Source organism: Pseudomonas sp. Y5-11 (genome assembly GCF_022368695.1).
In the GTDB taxonomy this organism is placed as follows: Bacteria; Pseudomonadota; Gammaproteobacteria; order Pseudomonadales; family Pseudomonadaceae; genus Aquipseudomonas; species Aquipseudomonas parakoreensis.
This window is the reverse complement of the sequence record NZ_CP058974.1, coordinates 2,736,406-2,751,995: the sequence shown is the minus strand read 5'-3', so window position 1 is coordinate 2,751,995 and position 15,590 is coordinate 2,736,406. Positions and strand designations below refer to the sequence as shown.

At 61.8% G+C, this 15,590-nt stretch carries 18 protein-coding genes; 3 read left to right on the top strand and 15 right to left on the bottom strand.

The window, feature by feature from the left end:
- Positions 1-10: 10 nt before the first annotated feature.
- A complete protein-coding gene (locus HXW87_RS12395; protein ID WP_084234297.1) occupies positions 11-334 on the bottom strand; it encodes a sel1 repeat family protein in 324 nt (107 codons plus the stop codon).
- A 1,010-nt stretch (positions 335-1,344) separates the two neighbouring features.
- On the opposite strand from HXW87_RS12395, the gene HXW87_RS12390 reads away from it, so the two are divergent.
- The 3 genes from HXW87_RS12390 to HXW87_RS12380 all read left to right on the top strand — a co-directional run bounded on the left by HXW87_RS12390 (position 1,345) and on the right by HXW87_RS12380 (position 3,744).
- A complete protein-coding gene (locus HXW87_RS12390; protein ID WP_007962908.1) occupies positions 1,345-1,569 on the top strand; it encodes a hypothetical protein in 225 nt (74 codons plus the stop codon).
- 274 nt (positions 1,570-1,843) lie between these two features.
- Positions 1,844-2,326, top strand: a complete 483-nt coding sequence (locus tag HXW87_RS12385) for a hypothetical protein (RefSeq protein ID WP_041074321.1) — start codon at positions 1,844-1,846, stop codon at positions 2,324-2,326.
- A gap of 146 nt (positions 2,327-2,472) precedes the next feature.
- On the top strand, positions 2,473-3,744 hold the full coding sequence (locus HXW87_RS12380; RefSeq protein ID WP_239778986.1) for an outer membrane protein transport protein: 1,272 nt from the start codon (positions 2,473-2,475) through the stop codon (positions 3,742-3,744).
- Positions 3,745-3,924: 180 nt separating this feature from the next.
- Here HXW87_RS12380 and HXW87_RS12375 read toward each other — a convergent pair whose 3' ends face one another.
- The 14 genes from HXW87_RS12375 to cobO form a co-directional block, all read right to left on the bottom strand.
- On the bottom strand, positions 3,925-4,485 hold the full coding sequence (locus tag HXW87_RS12375; protein ID WP_047292891.1) for a glutathione peroxidase: 561 nt from the start codon (positions 4,483-4,485) through the stop codon (positions 3,925-3,927).
- A gap of 54 nt (positions 4,486-4,539) precedes the next feature.
- Entirely contained in the window at positions 4,540-4,665 is a 126-nt protein-coding gene (locus HXW87_RS29485; protein WP_275588967.1) for a hypothetical protein, read from the bottom strand.
- Complete coding sequence (locus tag HXW87_RS12370; RefSeq protein WP_121184424.1) at positions 4,662-5,870, bottom strand: MFS transporter; 1,209 nt, start codon at positions 5,868-5,870, stop codon at positions 4,662-4,664. Before HXW87_RS12370 ends, HXW87_RS29485 begins: the two co-directional genes overlap by 4 nt.
- Positions 5,871-5,923: 53 nt before the next feature.
- Positions 5,924-6,328 (bottom strand): MarR family transcriptional regulator, encoded by a 405-nt coding sequence (locus HXW87_RS12365; protein ID WP_007950413.1) that lies wholly within the window; start codon positions 6,326-6,328, stop codon positions 5,924-5,926.
- 201 nt (positions 6,329-6,529) lie between these two features.
- Positions 6,530-7,261, bottom strand: a complete 732-nt coding sequence (locus tag HXW87_RS12360; protein WP_239778985.1) for an adenosylcobinamide-GDP ribazoletransferase — start codon at positions 7,259-7,261, stop codon at positions 6,530-6,532.
- A gap of 1 nt (position 7,262) precedes the next feature.
- A complete protein-coding gene (gene cobC / locus HXW87_RS12355) occupies positions 7,263-7,838 on the bottom strand; it encodes an alpha-ribazole phosphatase family protein (protein WP_182401401.1) in 576 nt (191 codons plus the stop codon).
- Positions 7,835-8,890: a nicotinate-nucleotide--dimethylbenzimidazole phosphoribosyltransferase gene (gene cobT, locus HXW87_RS12350; protein WP_182401399.1), complete on the bottom strand. Its 1,056-nt coding sequence runs from the start codon at positions 8,888-8,890 to the stop codon at positions 7,835-7,837. The genes cobC and cobT overlap by 4 nt, the downstream gene beginning before the upstream one ends.
- Positions 8,887-9,408 carry a bifunctional adenosylcobinamide kinase/adenosylcobinamide-phosphate guanylyltransferase gene (cobU, locus tag HXW87_RS12345; protein WP_182401397.1) on the bottom strand — a complete coding sequence of 174 codons (522 nt, stop codon included), beginning with the start codon at positions 9,406-9,408 and terminating at the stop codon, positions 8,887-8,889. The genes cobT and cobU overlap by 4 nt, the downstream gene beginning before the upstream one ends.
- Before the next feature lie 138 nt (positions 9,409-9,546).
- Positions 9,547-10,998: a cobyric acid synthase gene (locus HXW87_RS12340; RefSeq protein WP_239778984.1), complete on the bottom strand. Its 1,452-nt coding sequence runs from the start codon at positions 10,996-10,998 to the stop codon at positions 9,547-9,549.
- Positions 10,995-11,987 (bottom strand): threonine-phosphate decarboxylase CobD, encoded by a 993-nt coding sequence (cobD, locus tag HXW87_RS12335; protein WP_239778983.1) that lies wholly within the window; start codon positions 11,985-11,987, stop codon positions 10,995-10,997. The genes HXW87_RS12340 and cobD overlap by 4 nt, the downstream gene beginning before the upstream one ends.
- Complete coding sequence (gene cbiB, locus HXW87_RS12330) at positions 11,980-12,888, bottom strand: adenosylcobinamide-phosphate synthase CbiB (protein ID WP_095667135.1); 909 nt, start codon at positions 12,886-12,888, stop codon at positions 11,980-11,982. The genes cobD and cbiB overlap by 8 nt, the downstream gene beginning before the upstream one ends.
- Positions 12,885-13,535: a 5,6-dimethylbenzimidazole synthase gene (gene bluB, locus HXW87_RS12325; protein WP_239778982.1), complete on the bottom strand. Its 651-nt coding sequence runs from the start codon at positions 13,533-13,535 to the stop codon at positions 12,885-12,887. Before bluB ends, cbiB begins: the two co-directional genes overlap by 4 nt.
- Positions 13,532-14,932 carry a cobyrinate a,c-diamide synthase gene (locus tag HXW87_RS12320; RefSeq protein WP_239778981.1) on the bottom strand — a complete coding sequence of 467 codons (1,401 nt, stop codon included), beginning with the start codon at positions 14,930-14,932 and terminating at the stop codon, positions 13,532-13,534. The genes bluB and HXW87_RS12320 overlap by 4 nt, the downstream gene beginning before the upstream one ends.
- Positions 14,929-15,540, bottom strand: coding sequence for a cob(I)yrinic acid a,c-diamide adenosyltransferase (cobO, locus tag HXW87_RS12315; RefSeq protein ID WP_041074346.1), 612 nt, complete (start codon positions 15,538-15,540; stop codon positions 14,929-14,931). The genes HXW87_RS12320 and cobO overlap by 4 nt, the downstream gene beginning before the upstream one ends.
- Positions 15,541-15,590 lie beyond the last annotated feature (50 nt).

Genomic DNA, 15,590 nt, shown 5'->3' with positions numbered 1-15,590 from the left:
GTTGGACAGCTCAGTCTTCGAGCAGACCGAGTTCCCGTTGTGCACGACGGTCGCCGGCGCGAGCGGCCTGGCGCAGCAGATCCTGGCCGATGCGCCGATCCCGGGCATTGCCACACTCGCGGCACATCAATTGGCCGAGGCGACTTTGCGCCGCGACTACGCCTTCGCGTGCCGGTTGCTTGAGCAGGCGCCCCGCCAGATGCTTGGCATTACGGCTATCGCCCAGCCGCGGGCTGTCGAGCAGCCATTCGGCCACACGCACGGAAAATCGCTTGGGAGAGGTAACACGAGGGTGTTCGGAGGTAACAGAGTCTGATACTGAGCGAAACTTCATAAAACACTGTGGGACAGATCGGAAGGCGCGCCACTCTACTCTCTTTTTCGTACAGGTAAAGTCGAAAAAAACCCGGCACGCCCGTGCTAGAGCAAGCGCTAGGGACAATCCACAGAAGCTGTGGATAACTCAGTGGACAACCGCTTCCGAACTCGCGCAAAGCCTTGTGGAATGGGGCTCGCAGTCAAACTGACGATTTTTTCACCAACAAAAAAAGACGATATTTTTCATTGACTTAAACTTTTGATGCAGGCAGCCATCGGGGTCAGGATTGATATGACAGTGAGGTTACCGTCTGCGCAACTAATGTGCACAAGTACCTGTTACCCGGTTATATCGATGCGCTTTTTCGGGTCGTTTTGCACCCTGAGCAGTGGATAAGCGGGTTGGCGATGGGCAGGACTGCACGCTTTTGTGGCGACGGACGGCTTCTTCGCGAGCAGGCTCGCTCCCACATTCGGATCCCTGTTCTCCTGCGGGAGCGAGCCTGCTCGCGAAGGGCAGCCCTGTCACCCATGATTCGCGCCACCGGCCGAAATCTTTTTTTGCCGCAGGGTTTGCATTGCCCAGGACGTTCCGTTACTATCCGCGGCGTTAGTACCAAGCTGAAAGTCAATTCCGGTCGAACACATCCCCACGGTCAACCTTCTTCCCAGAAGCCCTTCACCGAAAAAAGCGGGAACGACCCCTCGATGGTTTCCAGGTAAATCTTGCGCCAGCACAGCCTTTGAATGAATGCAAAGGGTGCTGCGAAGACCACTTACTCTGACCGAACCAACCTGCAAATTGATCAGGATCTTCACCCCGGGCCCAGAACCTCTGCCCTCGATGTGTTGCCTGTCCTCCTAAGTACCTACCTGCCAGCCCAAGCGCGCCAACTTAATAGCGCTTCAAACTGGCTGCTTTGTTCCAGTCGGGTTCTTTGTTCGACCAATGGTGGTCGACATTACTGGAACGTTTTAACGTTGCACGGTTCTTATCCGTGTCATTTGTAGGAACACCTAATAACTATGTCTACTCAAATCCAGACTCAGGATGCCATTCGCACCCTAACCAACGCTTTTGCCCCAATGAACTGCCTGATCATGGCCGCTCGCAAAGGCTGCTTCAGCTTCACCGTGGTCAATGAACACGGAATCGCCCGCCACAGCGAGCGTCTGTACCCCGATCAATACTCCAGCGCCGAGCCGCTGCAGGCCATTATTGATCGTACGCGTCAGGCGTTGATTGCCTGAGAGCCGAAAAGGCTGCAAAAGCAAAAACCCCGCACACAATGCGGGGTTTTTTATTGCCCGATGTTTCGCTTTTAGCCGCCGGTGCCTAAGCACCATCGGATATAACGCTTTTCGCTCGCTGTTGGAAATATTTTAAAAACAGGCCTTTACGTCGCGAATATGACACTACACTTCAACTCAAGCGGCTTGATCCGCTTCCGGCGAGCCTGAGTCGATCCACCGCTGCCAAAGCCCCTTCAGGTTTCGCCGCCCCATTACAAGAATCGAGGGCATTATGGGTATCGCTGCCAGCGAACTGTGTCGCTACGTGATCCGTCCCACATTGATTTATCTGGGACGTCATTGCGCAACCGCCGAATCCCTGCTGCTGGGAATCGCCGCCAGTCAGTCCGCCCTCGGCTCCGCCCTGCATGACCGCCGTGGCCACGGCCTCTACCGGATAGCCGAGCATCGCCACCAAGCCCTTTGGGATCACTACCTGGCTCTGGATCCGGAGCGCGCGAGCCTTGTTCGCGGTCTCGCCAGCCAGCATGCTTTTCTTAGCGGCCCGCACCTGGAATTGACCGTCAATCTGCGTTACGCCACCGCCATCGCCTGGCTGCTGGTAGAAGAACAACACCCCACCCTCCCCGCCCCGGGCGATCTGCTGGGCATGGCGCGAATCTGGCGTCAGACCTTCCAGCCGCAAGGCCGTCTGCGCGACTTCACCTACGCTTGGCAAACGTGTGTTTCACCGGTGAATCAGGTCGCTTGTTGACTGGCGAGTTTTGAAAGATCGCTCAACAGGTCGCGAATCTGGTCGGATTGTCCTACAAAACCGCTCTAACTCAAGGCATAGGGACTATAGCGCTGGAACGAAAATGTTGGTAATTTTCGCCCCGGTGATCACCAGGAGTTCTAATAATGAAAAAAGTCATGCTCAAAACCACCCTTAGCCTCGCCGTTACCATGGCATCCACCCAGATCTTCGCAGCTGGCTTTGCCATCAACGAACACAGCATCAGCGGGATGGGTACTGGTTACGCTGGGCGATCCTCTTCTGCCGACGACGCAAGCACTGTTTATGGCAACCCTGCCGGCATGTCGCGCCTCACGCGTGAACAAGTCACCGGCGGTGTTGCATTCCTCGATGCCAAGACCGATATCAGCGACGCCAGCTCCAGCCCTAACGGCGGCAGCAACAAAGGCGACATGGTGCCCTTCACCTCCGTACCTATGGGCTTCTACGTCAAACCGATCGACGAGCATTGGGCATTCGGCCTCGGCGTTTATGTGCCGTTCGGCCTGATTACCGACTATGAAAAAGGCTTTGGCGGCCGTTACTTCGGCAGCAAGTCCGAAGTACAAGTCATCACTTTCCAGCCAACTGTCAGCTACAAGTTCAACGATGTGGTGTCGATCGGTTTCGGTCCGACCATCAACCGTATCGACGGTACGCTGGAATCCAACCTGTCGATCACCCAGGCCGCGCCGGACGGCAAGGTCAAGATCAAGGGTGACGACACCGCGCTGGGCTACAACATCGGCGTGCTGGTACAAGCCACCGACACCACGCGTCTGGGTCTGACCTACCACTCGAAAGTCGATTACAAGCTCGAAGGCAACACCAAGGTCAATTACAGCGTGTTGGGCGCAGTCGGTCTGGGCGCCCAGCAGAAGTACGACGCTTCGCTGAAGATCACCACACCTGAATCGGTGGACTTCTCGGTGACTCAGGCGATCAATGATCGCTGGAACGTCTACGCCGGTTCGACCTGGACCCGCTGGAGCCAGCTGAAGAAGATCACCGTTGAAAACTCCGGCGTCCAGCCGCTGCTGGCCGGTCAGTTCGGCGAGATCACTGAAGAGCAGAACTGGCACGACTCCTGGGCTTACGCCGTGGGTACTTCGTACCAGCTGAACAAGGAATGGGTACTGCGTACCGGTCTGACCTTCGACCAGTCGCCGACCAACAACGTCGACCGCTCGCCACGCATCCCTACTGGCGACCGCACAATCTTCAGCATCGGTGCCGGCTGGAGCCCGACCGAAGACTTGACCATCGACGTGGCTTACTCGTACCTGAAAGAAGAGTCGGTCAAGGTCCACAACCAGAACAATCGTGGCCAGACCTACGACGCCAAGTATGAAAACTCGGCAAACGGTTTCGGCGTCGGCGCTACCTACCGCTTCTGATGCTGCACGGCGAGGCTAAACCCTCGCCCACAGAAAAGCCCCGCTCTCTTTGCAGAAAGCGGGGCTTTTTTGTGCCTGAGATTTACAACCTGTAGGAGCTGTCGAGTGAAACGAGGCTGCGATCTTTTGATCTTGTTTTTTAAGATCAAAAGATCGCAGCGTTCCGCAGCTCCTACAGGGTCAGGGTTGCAGTGGTTTTGAGGCAATGGCCTTTTCAACTGCCGCGATAAACTCCGGATCATCCGGCTTGGTCAGGCTGGAGAAATTCGCGATCACCTTGCCCTGACGATCAATCACGTACTTATAGAAATTCCACTTCGGCGCACTGCTCTGTTCGGCCAGCACCTTGAACAGATGAGTCGCATCGTCGCCTCGGACCTTCTGCGGCTCGGTCATGGTGAACGTCACGCCGTAGTTGGCGTAGCAGACCTTGGCGGTTTCGGCGCTGTCCTTGGACTCCTGCTTGAAGTCATTGGACGGCACGCCGAGCATTTCCAGGCCTTGCGCCTTGTAATGCTGATTGAGCGCTTCGAGGCCCTCGAACTGGGGGGCGAAGCCACAGAAACTGGCGGTATTGATCACCACCAGTGGTTTGCCGGCGTAGCGCTGGCACAGATCGACGGATTCCTTTGCGCGCAACTTGGGCAACGAACCTTGCAGCGCCTCCGGGCAATCAGCCGCCTGGGCCAGTCCGGTCAACGCCATCAGCAACGCAGGTACAGCACACCAGCGCATGAGCATGTCGGGCATCCTTTGAGCAGTCATCAGACTCCCGACGTTACTCGCCATCCAAGCCTACAAGCAAGCGCCCAGGCCCAACTGCATCAACGCCAGGCCGCCCTGATGCCAGCCCCACCACACCAGCGCCAGCAACAGCGCGCCGAGTGCGGTAAAGACGATGCGCGGCCAGGAACGCTTCATACGGCGCCGACCGCCGGCTGCAGACGCGCCACCGGACGCTCGCGTACCGGCCAGTTCAGCGCGGCCGCCAGCAGACTCAAGAGAATCGCCACTTGCCAGATCAAGTCATAACTCCCGGTACGGTCATACACCACGCCACCCAGCCAGCCGCCGAGGAACGAGCCAAGTTGATGAAAGAGGAACACGATACCGCCGAGCATGGACAGATTGCGCACACCAAACAAGGTCGCCACCGTGCCGTTGGTCAACGGCACCGTCGACAGCCACAGGAAGCCCATGGCCATGCCGAACAGGTACGCCGAAGTCGTCGTCACCGGCAGCCACAGGAACAGCACGATCACCACTGCACGCAACAGGTACAACGCCGTCAACAGACGCGGCTTGGACATGCGCCCGCCGAGCCAGCCGGCAGTGTAAGTGCCGAAGATATTGAACAGACCGATCAGCGCCAGCACCGTGGTGCCGACGGTTGCCGGCAGATGTTGATCAACCAGATAGGCCGGCAGATGCACACCAATGAACACCACCTGGAAGCCGCAGACGAAAAAGCCGAATGCCAACAGCCAGAAGCCCGAGTGCGAACAGGCTTCGCGCAGTGCTTCAGACAAGGACTGCTCATGGCCCAGCACCGGCAGCGGCTTGTCCTTGAGCATGCTCACCAGCGGCACGATCAGCGCCACCAGCAGGCCCAGCACCAGCAACGCCGCCGACCAGCCGAGCCAGCCGATCAAACCCAGTGTGCCCGGCAACATCGCAAATTGACCGAAGGAGCCGGCGGCACTGGCAATGCCCATGCCCATGCTGCGTTTTTCCGGCGGCACCGCACGCCCGACCACGCCGAGGATCACCGAAAACGAGGTGCCGGACAGGCCGATACCGATCAATAGACCCGCACTCAGCGACAAGGTCAGCGCCGAATCGGACAGGCCCATGCACACCAAGCCCAGGGCGTAGAGTACGCCGCCGACCAGCACCACTTTGGCCGCACCGAATCGGTCAGCCAGCGCGCCAGTGAACGGCTGCGCCAGACCCCAGATCAGATTCTGCAAGGCAATGGCGAAGGCGAACACTTCGCGCCCCCAGCCGAACTGCGCACTCATCGGCGACAGGAACAGACCGAAGCCGTGTCGCACGCCCAATGACAACGCCAGAATCAGCGCACTTCCCAGCAACACCCAACCGCACGTACGCCACATCGATGTCATTATTATTCTCCGTTCGCGGGTATATACCCGCTTAAATCCGGAAAAACCGGCCCTCAGGCCAGTTCATCCAACAGTCGCAGCAAGGTTTCACGCTTCTCGGCGCCCAGGCGATCGATCAATCGCTGTTGCGCCGCTTCCCAGGCCGGCAGCGCTGCCGCAAGGCGCTGTGCACCGGTTTCGGTGAGCCGGACGATGCGGTTGCGCATGTCCTCGCCCTCAGCCAGCGCCACCAGGCCCTCGCCTTCGAGTACCCGCAGGTTGCGCCCCAAAGTGCTGCGATCCAGGCCCATGGCTTCGGCCAGTTCCGAGATGCTCGGTTGATCCAGACGCTGCAGGTTGCACAGCAAAGAATACTGGGCAACGTTGATCCCGAAGCCGTCGAGAGCGCCGTCGTAATGCCTGCTGACGCCACGAGCGGCGCGACGCAGGTTGGTGCACAAACACTGAGAAGGAAGCATGATGCGTGTATATACCCGCGACTGTGTTAAATCAAGTTACACATGAGTTTATCAATAAGGATTGTGGCGTCTGACACATCCCCATCGCTGGCAAGCCAGCTCCCACAGTTTTTTGCAAGTGTTCAAAAAATCTGCAAACGCCCCAATACCTGTGGGAGCTGGCTTGCCAGCGATGAGGTCCGAACAGGCAACAGGCACCTGTCAGACCAACACAACCCCAACCAGCACCGCCACCTCCAGCAATTCCAGCAATGCTCCCGCCGTATCGCCCGTGGTCCCGCCCAACCGCCGCATCATCACCTGCCGCAGCCAGACAAACCCGACGAACGCGACAACCAGCGCAACAATCGCTTTCACCCCGGCAATCAGCAAGCAGGCCAGCGCACTTGCCCCCAGCACCCACCAACCGGCCCGGCGCGGCAGATGATCAGCCAACGCCTGCCCCAACCCACCCGCGCGAACATACGGCGTAGTCAGAAACAGCCCCAGCAACGCCGCGCGCCCCAGCAGCGGCACGATGATCAACATCACCGCGTGCCCTTGCTCGACCAGCGCCAGCAACGCGCAAAACTTCAGCAGCAACACCAACACCAGCGTCACCACGGCAATCGGCCCGCTGCGCGGATCCTTCATGATCGTCAGCGTGCGCTCACGATCACCGAAACCACCAAGCCAGGCGTCGGCGCTGTCAGCCAGACCATCCAGATGCAGCGCGCCGCTGAGCAGCACCCACACCGCCAGCAACAGCGCCGCATGCAACAACAACGGCGCGCCGGCCAATACCAGGTTGAATGCCCAGAGGATCACCCCGAACAGCAGCCCCACCAACGGATAAAACAGCAGCGAACGCCCGAGTTGTTGCGGCTCCGGCATCCCCGGCAGACGAATCGGCAGGCTGCTGAGAAATTGCAGGGCGATCCACAGTGGCAGCATCTCAGTGACCTTCCTTGAGCACGCCATCGGCCTCGACGCTGAGCGCGAACAGCGAAGCATGCGCGACTTCGACATTGAGCAACTGCTCACGCGGCAAACCTCGCGCCTGCGCCAGCAACAGACGCATCACCCCGCCATGACTGATCAGCAGAACGCGTTCACCAGCATAGGCCTGATGCAACCGCGCAACCGCGCCCAGCACGCGCGCCGCAAAATCACTGACCGGCTCACCCTGTGGCGGCGTGAACGCATACGGATCGGCCCAGAACAACCCCAGCGCCTCGGCATCGGTCTCCATCAGTGCCACTGCGCTCTGCCCTTCCCAGGCACCGAAATGCAGTTCTTGCAGATCTTTATCCAAATGAACCGGCAGCCCCAACTGCTTGCCCAGGTCGGCGGCAAACCGCGCACAACGCTGCAGCGGCGAACTGACCAGTCGGTCCCACGGCCCCCCCGCGATCACCGCCGCACGCATCTGCGCCCAACCTTTTTCAGTGAGCGCATCATCGAGACTGCCGCGCAGCCCACCGCCCAGCTCAGTCTCACCGTGGCGCAGCAGGTCCAGACGCAACGTCATGCCGGACGATCCGCTACCGCCGCTTCAGCGAACGTCGCCATCTGCCCGTGCAGGTCGCAGGCCAGACGCAACAGCGGCACAGCCAACGCCGCCCCGCTGCCCTCGCCCAGACGCAAACCGAGTTCCAGCAGCGGTTCGGCATTGAGGGTTTCCAGCACGTGACGATGGCCCGGCTCGGCGCCACGATGGCCGAACAGCAGCCACTCGCGGCAGGCCGGATTTAGCCGCACCGCGACCAACGCAGCGACCGTGCAGATAAAGCCGTCGACCAGCACCGCGACGCCTTCCTGCGCACAAGCCAGGTACGCGCCGACCAGTGCGGCAATTTCAAAACCGCCGAGGTTGAACAGGGTTTGCAGCGCATCGCCACGTTGCGCCGCGTGCAGCGCCAGTGCGCGCTCGATCACTTGTGCTTTATGGCTGACGCCTTCGGCGTTCAACCCGGTGCCGGGACCGGTCAGGTGCGCCACCGGGCAATCGAGCAAGGCACACGCCAGCGCACTGGCGGCAGTGGTGTTGCCGATGCCCATTTCGCCGCCGATGAACAACTGTGCGCCGGCCGCTTTGGCTCGCAGCACACTGTCACGACCGGCCTGCAAGGCGAGTTCGCCCTGCGCCTGGGTCATCGCCGCGCCTTTGGCGAAGTTCGCCGTGCCCGGGCCGATGTTCAGATGACGCACGCCCGGCAGATTCAACGTCGGTGTCACGGTGCCCAGATCGACTACTTCCAGCTGCGCATCGAGCTGGCGCGCCAGCACGCTGATCGCCGCACCGCCGCTGACGAAGTTGAGCAGCATCTGCCCGGTGACTTCCTGCGGAAATGCGGAAACACCTTCCGCGACCACACCGTGATCACCGGCAAAAATCGCGATCCAGACCTGCTTGAGGGTCGGTTTGATCTGCCCCTGCAATCCGGCCAATTGCACCGCCACGCTTTCGAGGCGACCGAGGGAGCCGGCCGGTTTGGTCAGTTGCTGCTGGCGCGCCGCCGCTTGTTCAACGATCTCGGCATTCACGGATTGGCACGGGTTCAACCACCACGCTTGAGTCATAACGCAGGTCCTTTCAGGGTCAGGGGCAGGCCGGCGACGGTCAGGACGACTCGCTGACAACGCTCGGCCAGAGCTTGATGCAGCCAACCGGCTTCATCGACGTAGCGGCGAGTCAATTCGCCCAGCGGCACGACACCCATTCCGGTCTCGTTGCTGACAAAAATGATTTCTCCCGGCAATGACGCCAGGCCGTCCAGCAGGGCTTCACGCTCGGCGGCGAGCCGCGCGACGTCATCGAGCATCAGCAGATTGGTCAGCCACAGGGTCAGGCAGTCCACCAACAGGCAACGCTCGGCGCCGGCGTTTTCACGCAGGGCGCGGGCCAGTTCTACGGGTTCTTCGATCAGTGCCCATTCGGCCGGACGCCGGGCGCGGTGATGAGCGACCCGCTCGTTCATTTCACCGTCCAGCGGCTGGCTGGTGGCGATGTAAGTGACCGCCAGCTGGCTGTCGCTGGCGAGTTTTTCCGCCAGGCGACTTTTGCCGGAGCGGGCGCCGCCGAGGATCAGTTGGTGCATGGGGACATCCTGAAAATTAAGTGTTGAGGCAACCGGCCCCTTCGCGGGCAAGCCCGCTCCCACAGTGATCGCAGTGGCTGAAACACCTCACTCCCTTGTGGGAGCTGGCTTGCCAGCGATGGGGCCTGGGCAGGCCATTCAAATCCCGCAGAGCTGACGCAGCAGCCCGGTATCCAGATGCCGCTCCACCAGATCCGCCAACCGCCCGATATCGCGCTCGCGCAAGCGGTGGTAATCCACCGTCTGCACATCACTCAACCCGGCCCAGCGCAGTAACGCGACACTGGCTTGCGGTGATTCGAACAAGCCATGCAGGTAGGTGCCGAACACCTGCCCGTCCAGACTCTGCGCGCCGTCGCAACGACCGTCATCCAGATGCACCGCCGCATTCTCCAGCGCCGGCCCCACCGTCACGCCCGCATGGATTTCATAGCCACTGACCTCGGCGTTTTCCAGCGCCAGATGCCCACGGACATTGCGCAACTGCTTCTCGGCTTCCAGCGTGGTTTCGAACGCCAGCAAACCGAGGCCGGCACTGGAGCCCGGCGCGCCTTCCAGGCCCAGCGGATCGTGCACCTGCTCGCCGAGCATTTGCAGACCGCCGCAGATCCCCAGCAACTTGCCGCCATAGCGCAAGTGCCGATTGATCGCCGCGTCCCAGCCATTGGCACGCAGATACGCGAGGTCGCTGCGCACGCTTTTCGAGCCGGGCAGGATGATCAGGTCGGCGGCAGGGATCGCCTGCCCCGGGCCGATGAATTGCAGATCAACCTGCGGATGCAAACGCAGCGGATCGAAGTCCGTGTGATTGCTGATACGCGGCAGCACCGGCACCACCACTTTCAGCACTTGCTCAGCCTTGTCGGTCTGGCGCTGGTCGATACCGTCCTCAGCCTCCAGATGCAGATCCATCACATACGGCAGCACGCCGACCACCGGTTTGCCGGTACGCTGTTCCAGCCAGTCGAGGCCCGGTTGCAGCAAGGCGATGTCACCGCGAAAGCGGTTGATGATGAAGCCCTTGACCCGCGCCTGCTCGCTCGGCGACAGCAACTCCAGCGTGCCGACCAGATGCGCAAACACCCCGCCGCGATTGATGTCGGCGATCAGCAGCACCGGGCAATCCACCGCTTCGGCGAAGCCCATGTTGGCGATGTCACCGGCACGCAGATTGATCTCGGCCGGCGAGCCGGCGCCTTCAACCATCACCAGCGGATAGGCCGCGCTCAGCCGCTCGTGCGACGCGAGCACCGCTTGCATGGCGATGGCTTTGTAGTCGTGATACGCCACTGCGTTCATGCTGGTGATCGCGCGGCCATGGATGATCACCTGCGCGCCCGTGTCGCTGTTGGGCTTGAGCAGCACCGGGTTCATGTCGGTGTGCGGTTCGAGATGCGCGGCTTGCGCCTGCACCGCTTGCGCCCGGCCAATCTCGCCGCAGTCGGCGGTCACCGCACTGTTGAGCGCCATGTTCTGCGGTTTGAACGGCACCACCGCCACGCCCTGACGGGTGGCCCAGCGGCACAGCGCCGTCACCAGCGTGCTTTTACCGGCGTCGGAGGTGGTGCCTTGCACCATCAGGGTGGTCATTTCGATTCCTTGGCAAAGGCTTGCAGCGCCTGTTCGAGGCGCGCTTCTTCAGCGGCGTTGGCGGGCAGGCCAAAACGCAGACTGCTGTTGTGGGTGAAGAGGCGCAGAAGGATGCCGCGTCGCGCCATGAACTCGTGCAACGCAGGCGCGTGCTCGGTGATCAGCCACTGAAACAACGCACAACCCCCATGGGGTTTGAAGCCATAACGCTCCAGCAGCAGCGCCAGACGTTCACTGGCCTCATCGCTGCGAATACGTTGCCGAGTGTGCGCTTCAGTGTCCTGCAGACAGGCCTGACCGAGCACCCGTGTCGGCCCGCTCACCGCCCACGGTCCGACCTGTTCGGCGAGCAACCTGAGCAACTTGCGCTCGGCCAGTACAAACCCCAGACGCACCCCCGCCAGACCGAAAAACTTGCCGAACGAGCGCAACACGATCAGGCCAACTTGATGGGTGTGCGAGGCCAGGCTCAGCTGCGGCGTGTTATCCATGAACGCTTCATCGACCACCAGCCAGCCGCCGCGCTGGGCCAGCCGCGCATGCCAATCGAGCAGCCGCGCCGGGGTCAGGCTCAGGCCAGTGGGATTGTTCGGATTGACCACCACCAGCACGTCGAGGCTGTCGAGAAAGAATTCCACTTCCTGCTCCAGCACTTCGCGCACGATATAACCACTGCAACGCCAGGCTTCGGCGTGCTCGGCATAACACGGCGACAACACACCGACCTTGCCGGCACGGCGCAAACGCGGCAGCAGCTGGATCGCCATTTGCGAACCGGCCACCGGCAGCACCTGCGAAGCACCGTAGTAATCACACGCGGCCTGCTCCAGCCCGTCGTCGGTTTCCGGCAAGCGTGCCCAGGCGCGCAACGGAATCTGCGGCACCGCAAACGGCCACGGCGCAAGCCCGCTGGACAGGTCGAGCCAGTTGGCCTCGGCAATCCCGTAATCGAGTGCAGCCTTGCGCAGCCGGCCACCGTGCTCAAGCATAGAATTCAGCCCCCACGCAGAGAATCAGCAGCCATAACCATACCCCGCGCTGGACCAATTGCCAGCCGCGATCAATCGAATCGGCATCCGCCGGCGCACCTTCGCCCAGTTGCGGACGCTCATGCAGCTCACCGTGATAAATCGCCGGTCCGCCCAGTTCGACGCCTAACGCACCGGCGCCAGCCGCCATTACCGGACCGGCGTTGGGGCTGTCCCATTGCGGGCCCTGGCTGCGCCAGCATTTCCAGGCGAGCCGGGTGTTGCCCAGCAGCGCGTAGGTCAGCGCCACCAGTCGGGCCGGAATGTAGTTGAGCACGTCGTCGATTTTTGCCGCGCACCAGCCGAAGCGCTCGAAGCGTTCGTTGCGATAGCCCCACATTGCGTCGAGCGTATTGCTCAGGCGATAGAGCACCACGCCCGGCGCACCGGCCACGACAAACCAGAACAGCGCGGCGAACACCGCGTCACTGCCGTTTTCCAGCACCGATTCGGTGGCGGCGCGGGCGACGGCGGTGCTGTCCAGTTCGCTGGTCTGACGGCTGACCAGATAACCCACGCGTTTGCGTGCTTCTTCCAGATCATCGCTGCGCAGGGCTTTGGCCACGGGCTCGACGTGTTCGCCAAGACTGCGCATGCCAAGGGCGCAATACAGCGCCAGAATCTCGACGATCCAGCCCACGTACGGCGCCCAGGAAAACGCGGTGGCGAGCAAGGTCAGCGGCAGCACCGCGATCACCCACGCGGTGACCCCGTGACTGCGCCAGCCACGTCCGCCCGCATTGAAACGGCGCTCGATGCGCCCGGCAAAATTGCCGAACGCCACCAGCGGATGCCAGCGTTTCGGTTCACCCAGCAGCGCATCCAGCGCGACTGCGGCGACACTCAACAACGCCACACTCATTGACTCACTCCCCAATAATTTTCGTACAGCAACTCATTGAGCGGCCGCGCCTGCGCCCACCCTTCGAGTACCAGCATCGGCGCCGGATAGAATGCCTTGACCGGCCCCAGGCACAACACTGCCAATGGCTTGGCCCCGGCCGGCAACTGCAGCAGATCGGCCAGCGCCTGCGGTTCGAACAGCGACACCCAGCCCATGCCCAGCCCCTCGGCACGGGACGCCAGCCACAGATTCTGAATCGCGCAGGACAGCGAGGCCAGGTCCATTTCCGGCAGCGTACGACGGCCGAAAATGTGTTTTTCACGATCGTCCATCAGCGCCGCGACCAGCACTTCGGCGCAGTCGTTGATGCCTTCGACCTTGAGCTTCATGAACTCGTCACTGCGCTCGCCGAGGGCTTCGGCGGTGCGCACGCGTTCTTCTTCGACGAGGTTCTGGATCTGCCCACGCAAGGCGCGATCGCTGATGCGGATAAAGCGCCATGGCTGCATCAGGCCGACGCTGGGCGCCTGATGCGCGGCTTCCAGCAGACGGCGCAGCAGCTCCGGCTCGACCGTGCCGCCGGTGAAGTGGCGCATGTCGCGGCGCTCGGCGATGGCTCGGTAGACGGCTGCGCGTTCGGCCTCGGAATAGGCGTTGTCGGTCATGGCCCCATCGCTGGCAAGCCAGCTCCCACAGGGAATCGCGTTTCTTCAGGCATGACACCGGCCACTGTGGGAGCTGGCTTGCCAGCGATGGCGGCCTTGAGATCTGGCGCAAACAATGCGGCAATCGCCGCCGGATTCGACGGAAAGTAAAAATGCACGTACGACGCCGTCATCCGCCCCTCCCGATAAACCGCCTCCGCCCCGCGCCCGCCATTCGGGCTGACTCCCCGGGCAATCGGCGTCAGTTCGGTGCTGGTCAGGGAATGGTGATAGGTGTGGCCGCGCAACGAACCTTCTGGCAAATCCACCGCTTGCAGTGCCAGTGCCGCCAGACGTTTTTGCATCACTGCCTCACCGCGCAGCAGCCCGACCAGTTCGGCGCGGGTGCCGTCGACATCGGTCAACGCGTCGAGCAGATAGAGCATGCCGCCGCACTCGGCAAGCAGCGGTTTGCCGGCTGCGTGGTGCGCGCGAATCGCATCCAGCATCGCGGTGTTTTGCCCCAGCGCCACATGGTGCAACTCCGGGTAACCGCCGGGTAAATACAGACTGTCGGCGTCGGGCAACTGCGTATCGCGGATCGGCGAGAAGAAACTCAACTCGGCGCCCATCGCCCGCAGCAGATCGAGGCTGGCGCCGTAGGTGAAGGCAAAGGCTTCGTCACGAGCGACGGCAATGCGCACGCCGTCGAGCAGCGGTTCGGCAGGGATCACTTCAGGCGCGGCGAACTCCACGGCCGGTGGCAGCGCTACCTCGCAACTGCTGGCCAACGCTTGGGCGGCCGCGTCGAGACGCAGGTCCAGATCATTCAATTCGCTGGCCTGCACCAGACCGAGATGGCGGCTCGGCAACTCGATTCCGGTTTCCCGCGACAGTGCGCCGTACCAGCGCAGGCCTTCGGTGAGGCTGCCTTCCAGCAACTGCGCATGGCGCACCGTGCCGACGCGGTTGGCCAGCACGCCGGCAAACGGCAAGTCCGGCTGATAGCGCGCCAGGCCCAGGGCCAATGCGCCGAACGTCTGGGCCATGGCCGTGCCGTCGATGACGCCGAGCACCGGCACGCCGAAATGCCGTGCCAGATCGGCGCTCGATGGCGTACCGTCAAACAGGCCCATCACGCCTTCGATCAGGATCAGATCGGCTTCTGCAGCAGCTTCCCACAGCAGACGGCGGCTTTCCTGCTCGCCGACCATCCACATGTCCAGTTGATACACCGGCGCACCGCTGGCGCGTTCGAGAATCATCGGGTCGAGGAAGTCCGGGCCGCACTTGAACACGCGCACCTTGCGCCCCTGATTGCGATGCAAGCGAGCGAGCGCGGCAGTGACGGTGGTCTTGCCCTGACCGGAGGCCGGCGCGGCGATGAGTACCGCCGGGCAGTGACGTGGTTGATTCAAAGTTCGACGCCTTTCTGCGCTTTGATGCCGGCCTGGAAGGCGTGCTTGAGCATGCCCATTTCGGTGACGGTATCGCCCATTTCGATCATTTCCGGCTTGGCCGCGCGACCGGTGACGATCACGTGCTGCATCGGCGGACGCGCCTGCAGGTCGCTGAGCACTCGATCCAGATCGAGATAGCCGTGTTTCAGGGCGATGTTCAGTTCATCCAGCACCACCAGGCCGATCGACGGATCACGCAGCAGCTCGCGGGACACTGCCCACGCAGCTTCAGCGGCGGCGATGTCACGCTGGCGATCCTGGGTTTCCCAGGTGAAACCCTCGCCCATCACGTGAAAACGCACTTGCTCGGGGAAGCGGCGGAAGAACAACTCTTCACCGGTGCTGTTGCGGCCCTTGATGAATTGCACCACGCCACACTGCATGCCGTGGCCCATGGCACGGGCAAGCATGCCGAACGCCGAGCTGCTTTTGCCTTTGCCATTGCCGGTCAACACCAGCACCAGGCCGCACTCGTCAGGGGAATTGGCGATGCGTTCGTCGATCACGGCTTTTTTGCGCTGCATACGCGCCAGATGGCGTTCGTCGCGCTCGGGGGAATCGGTCATGGGGGAGCTCTCCGTTGAGGCTGGATAACGGCGGGCAGGCACAAGAACAG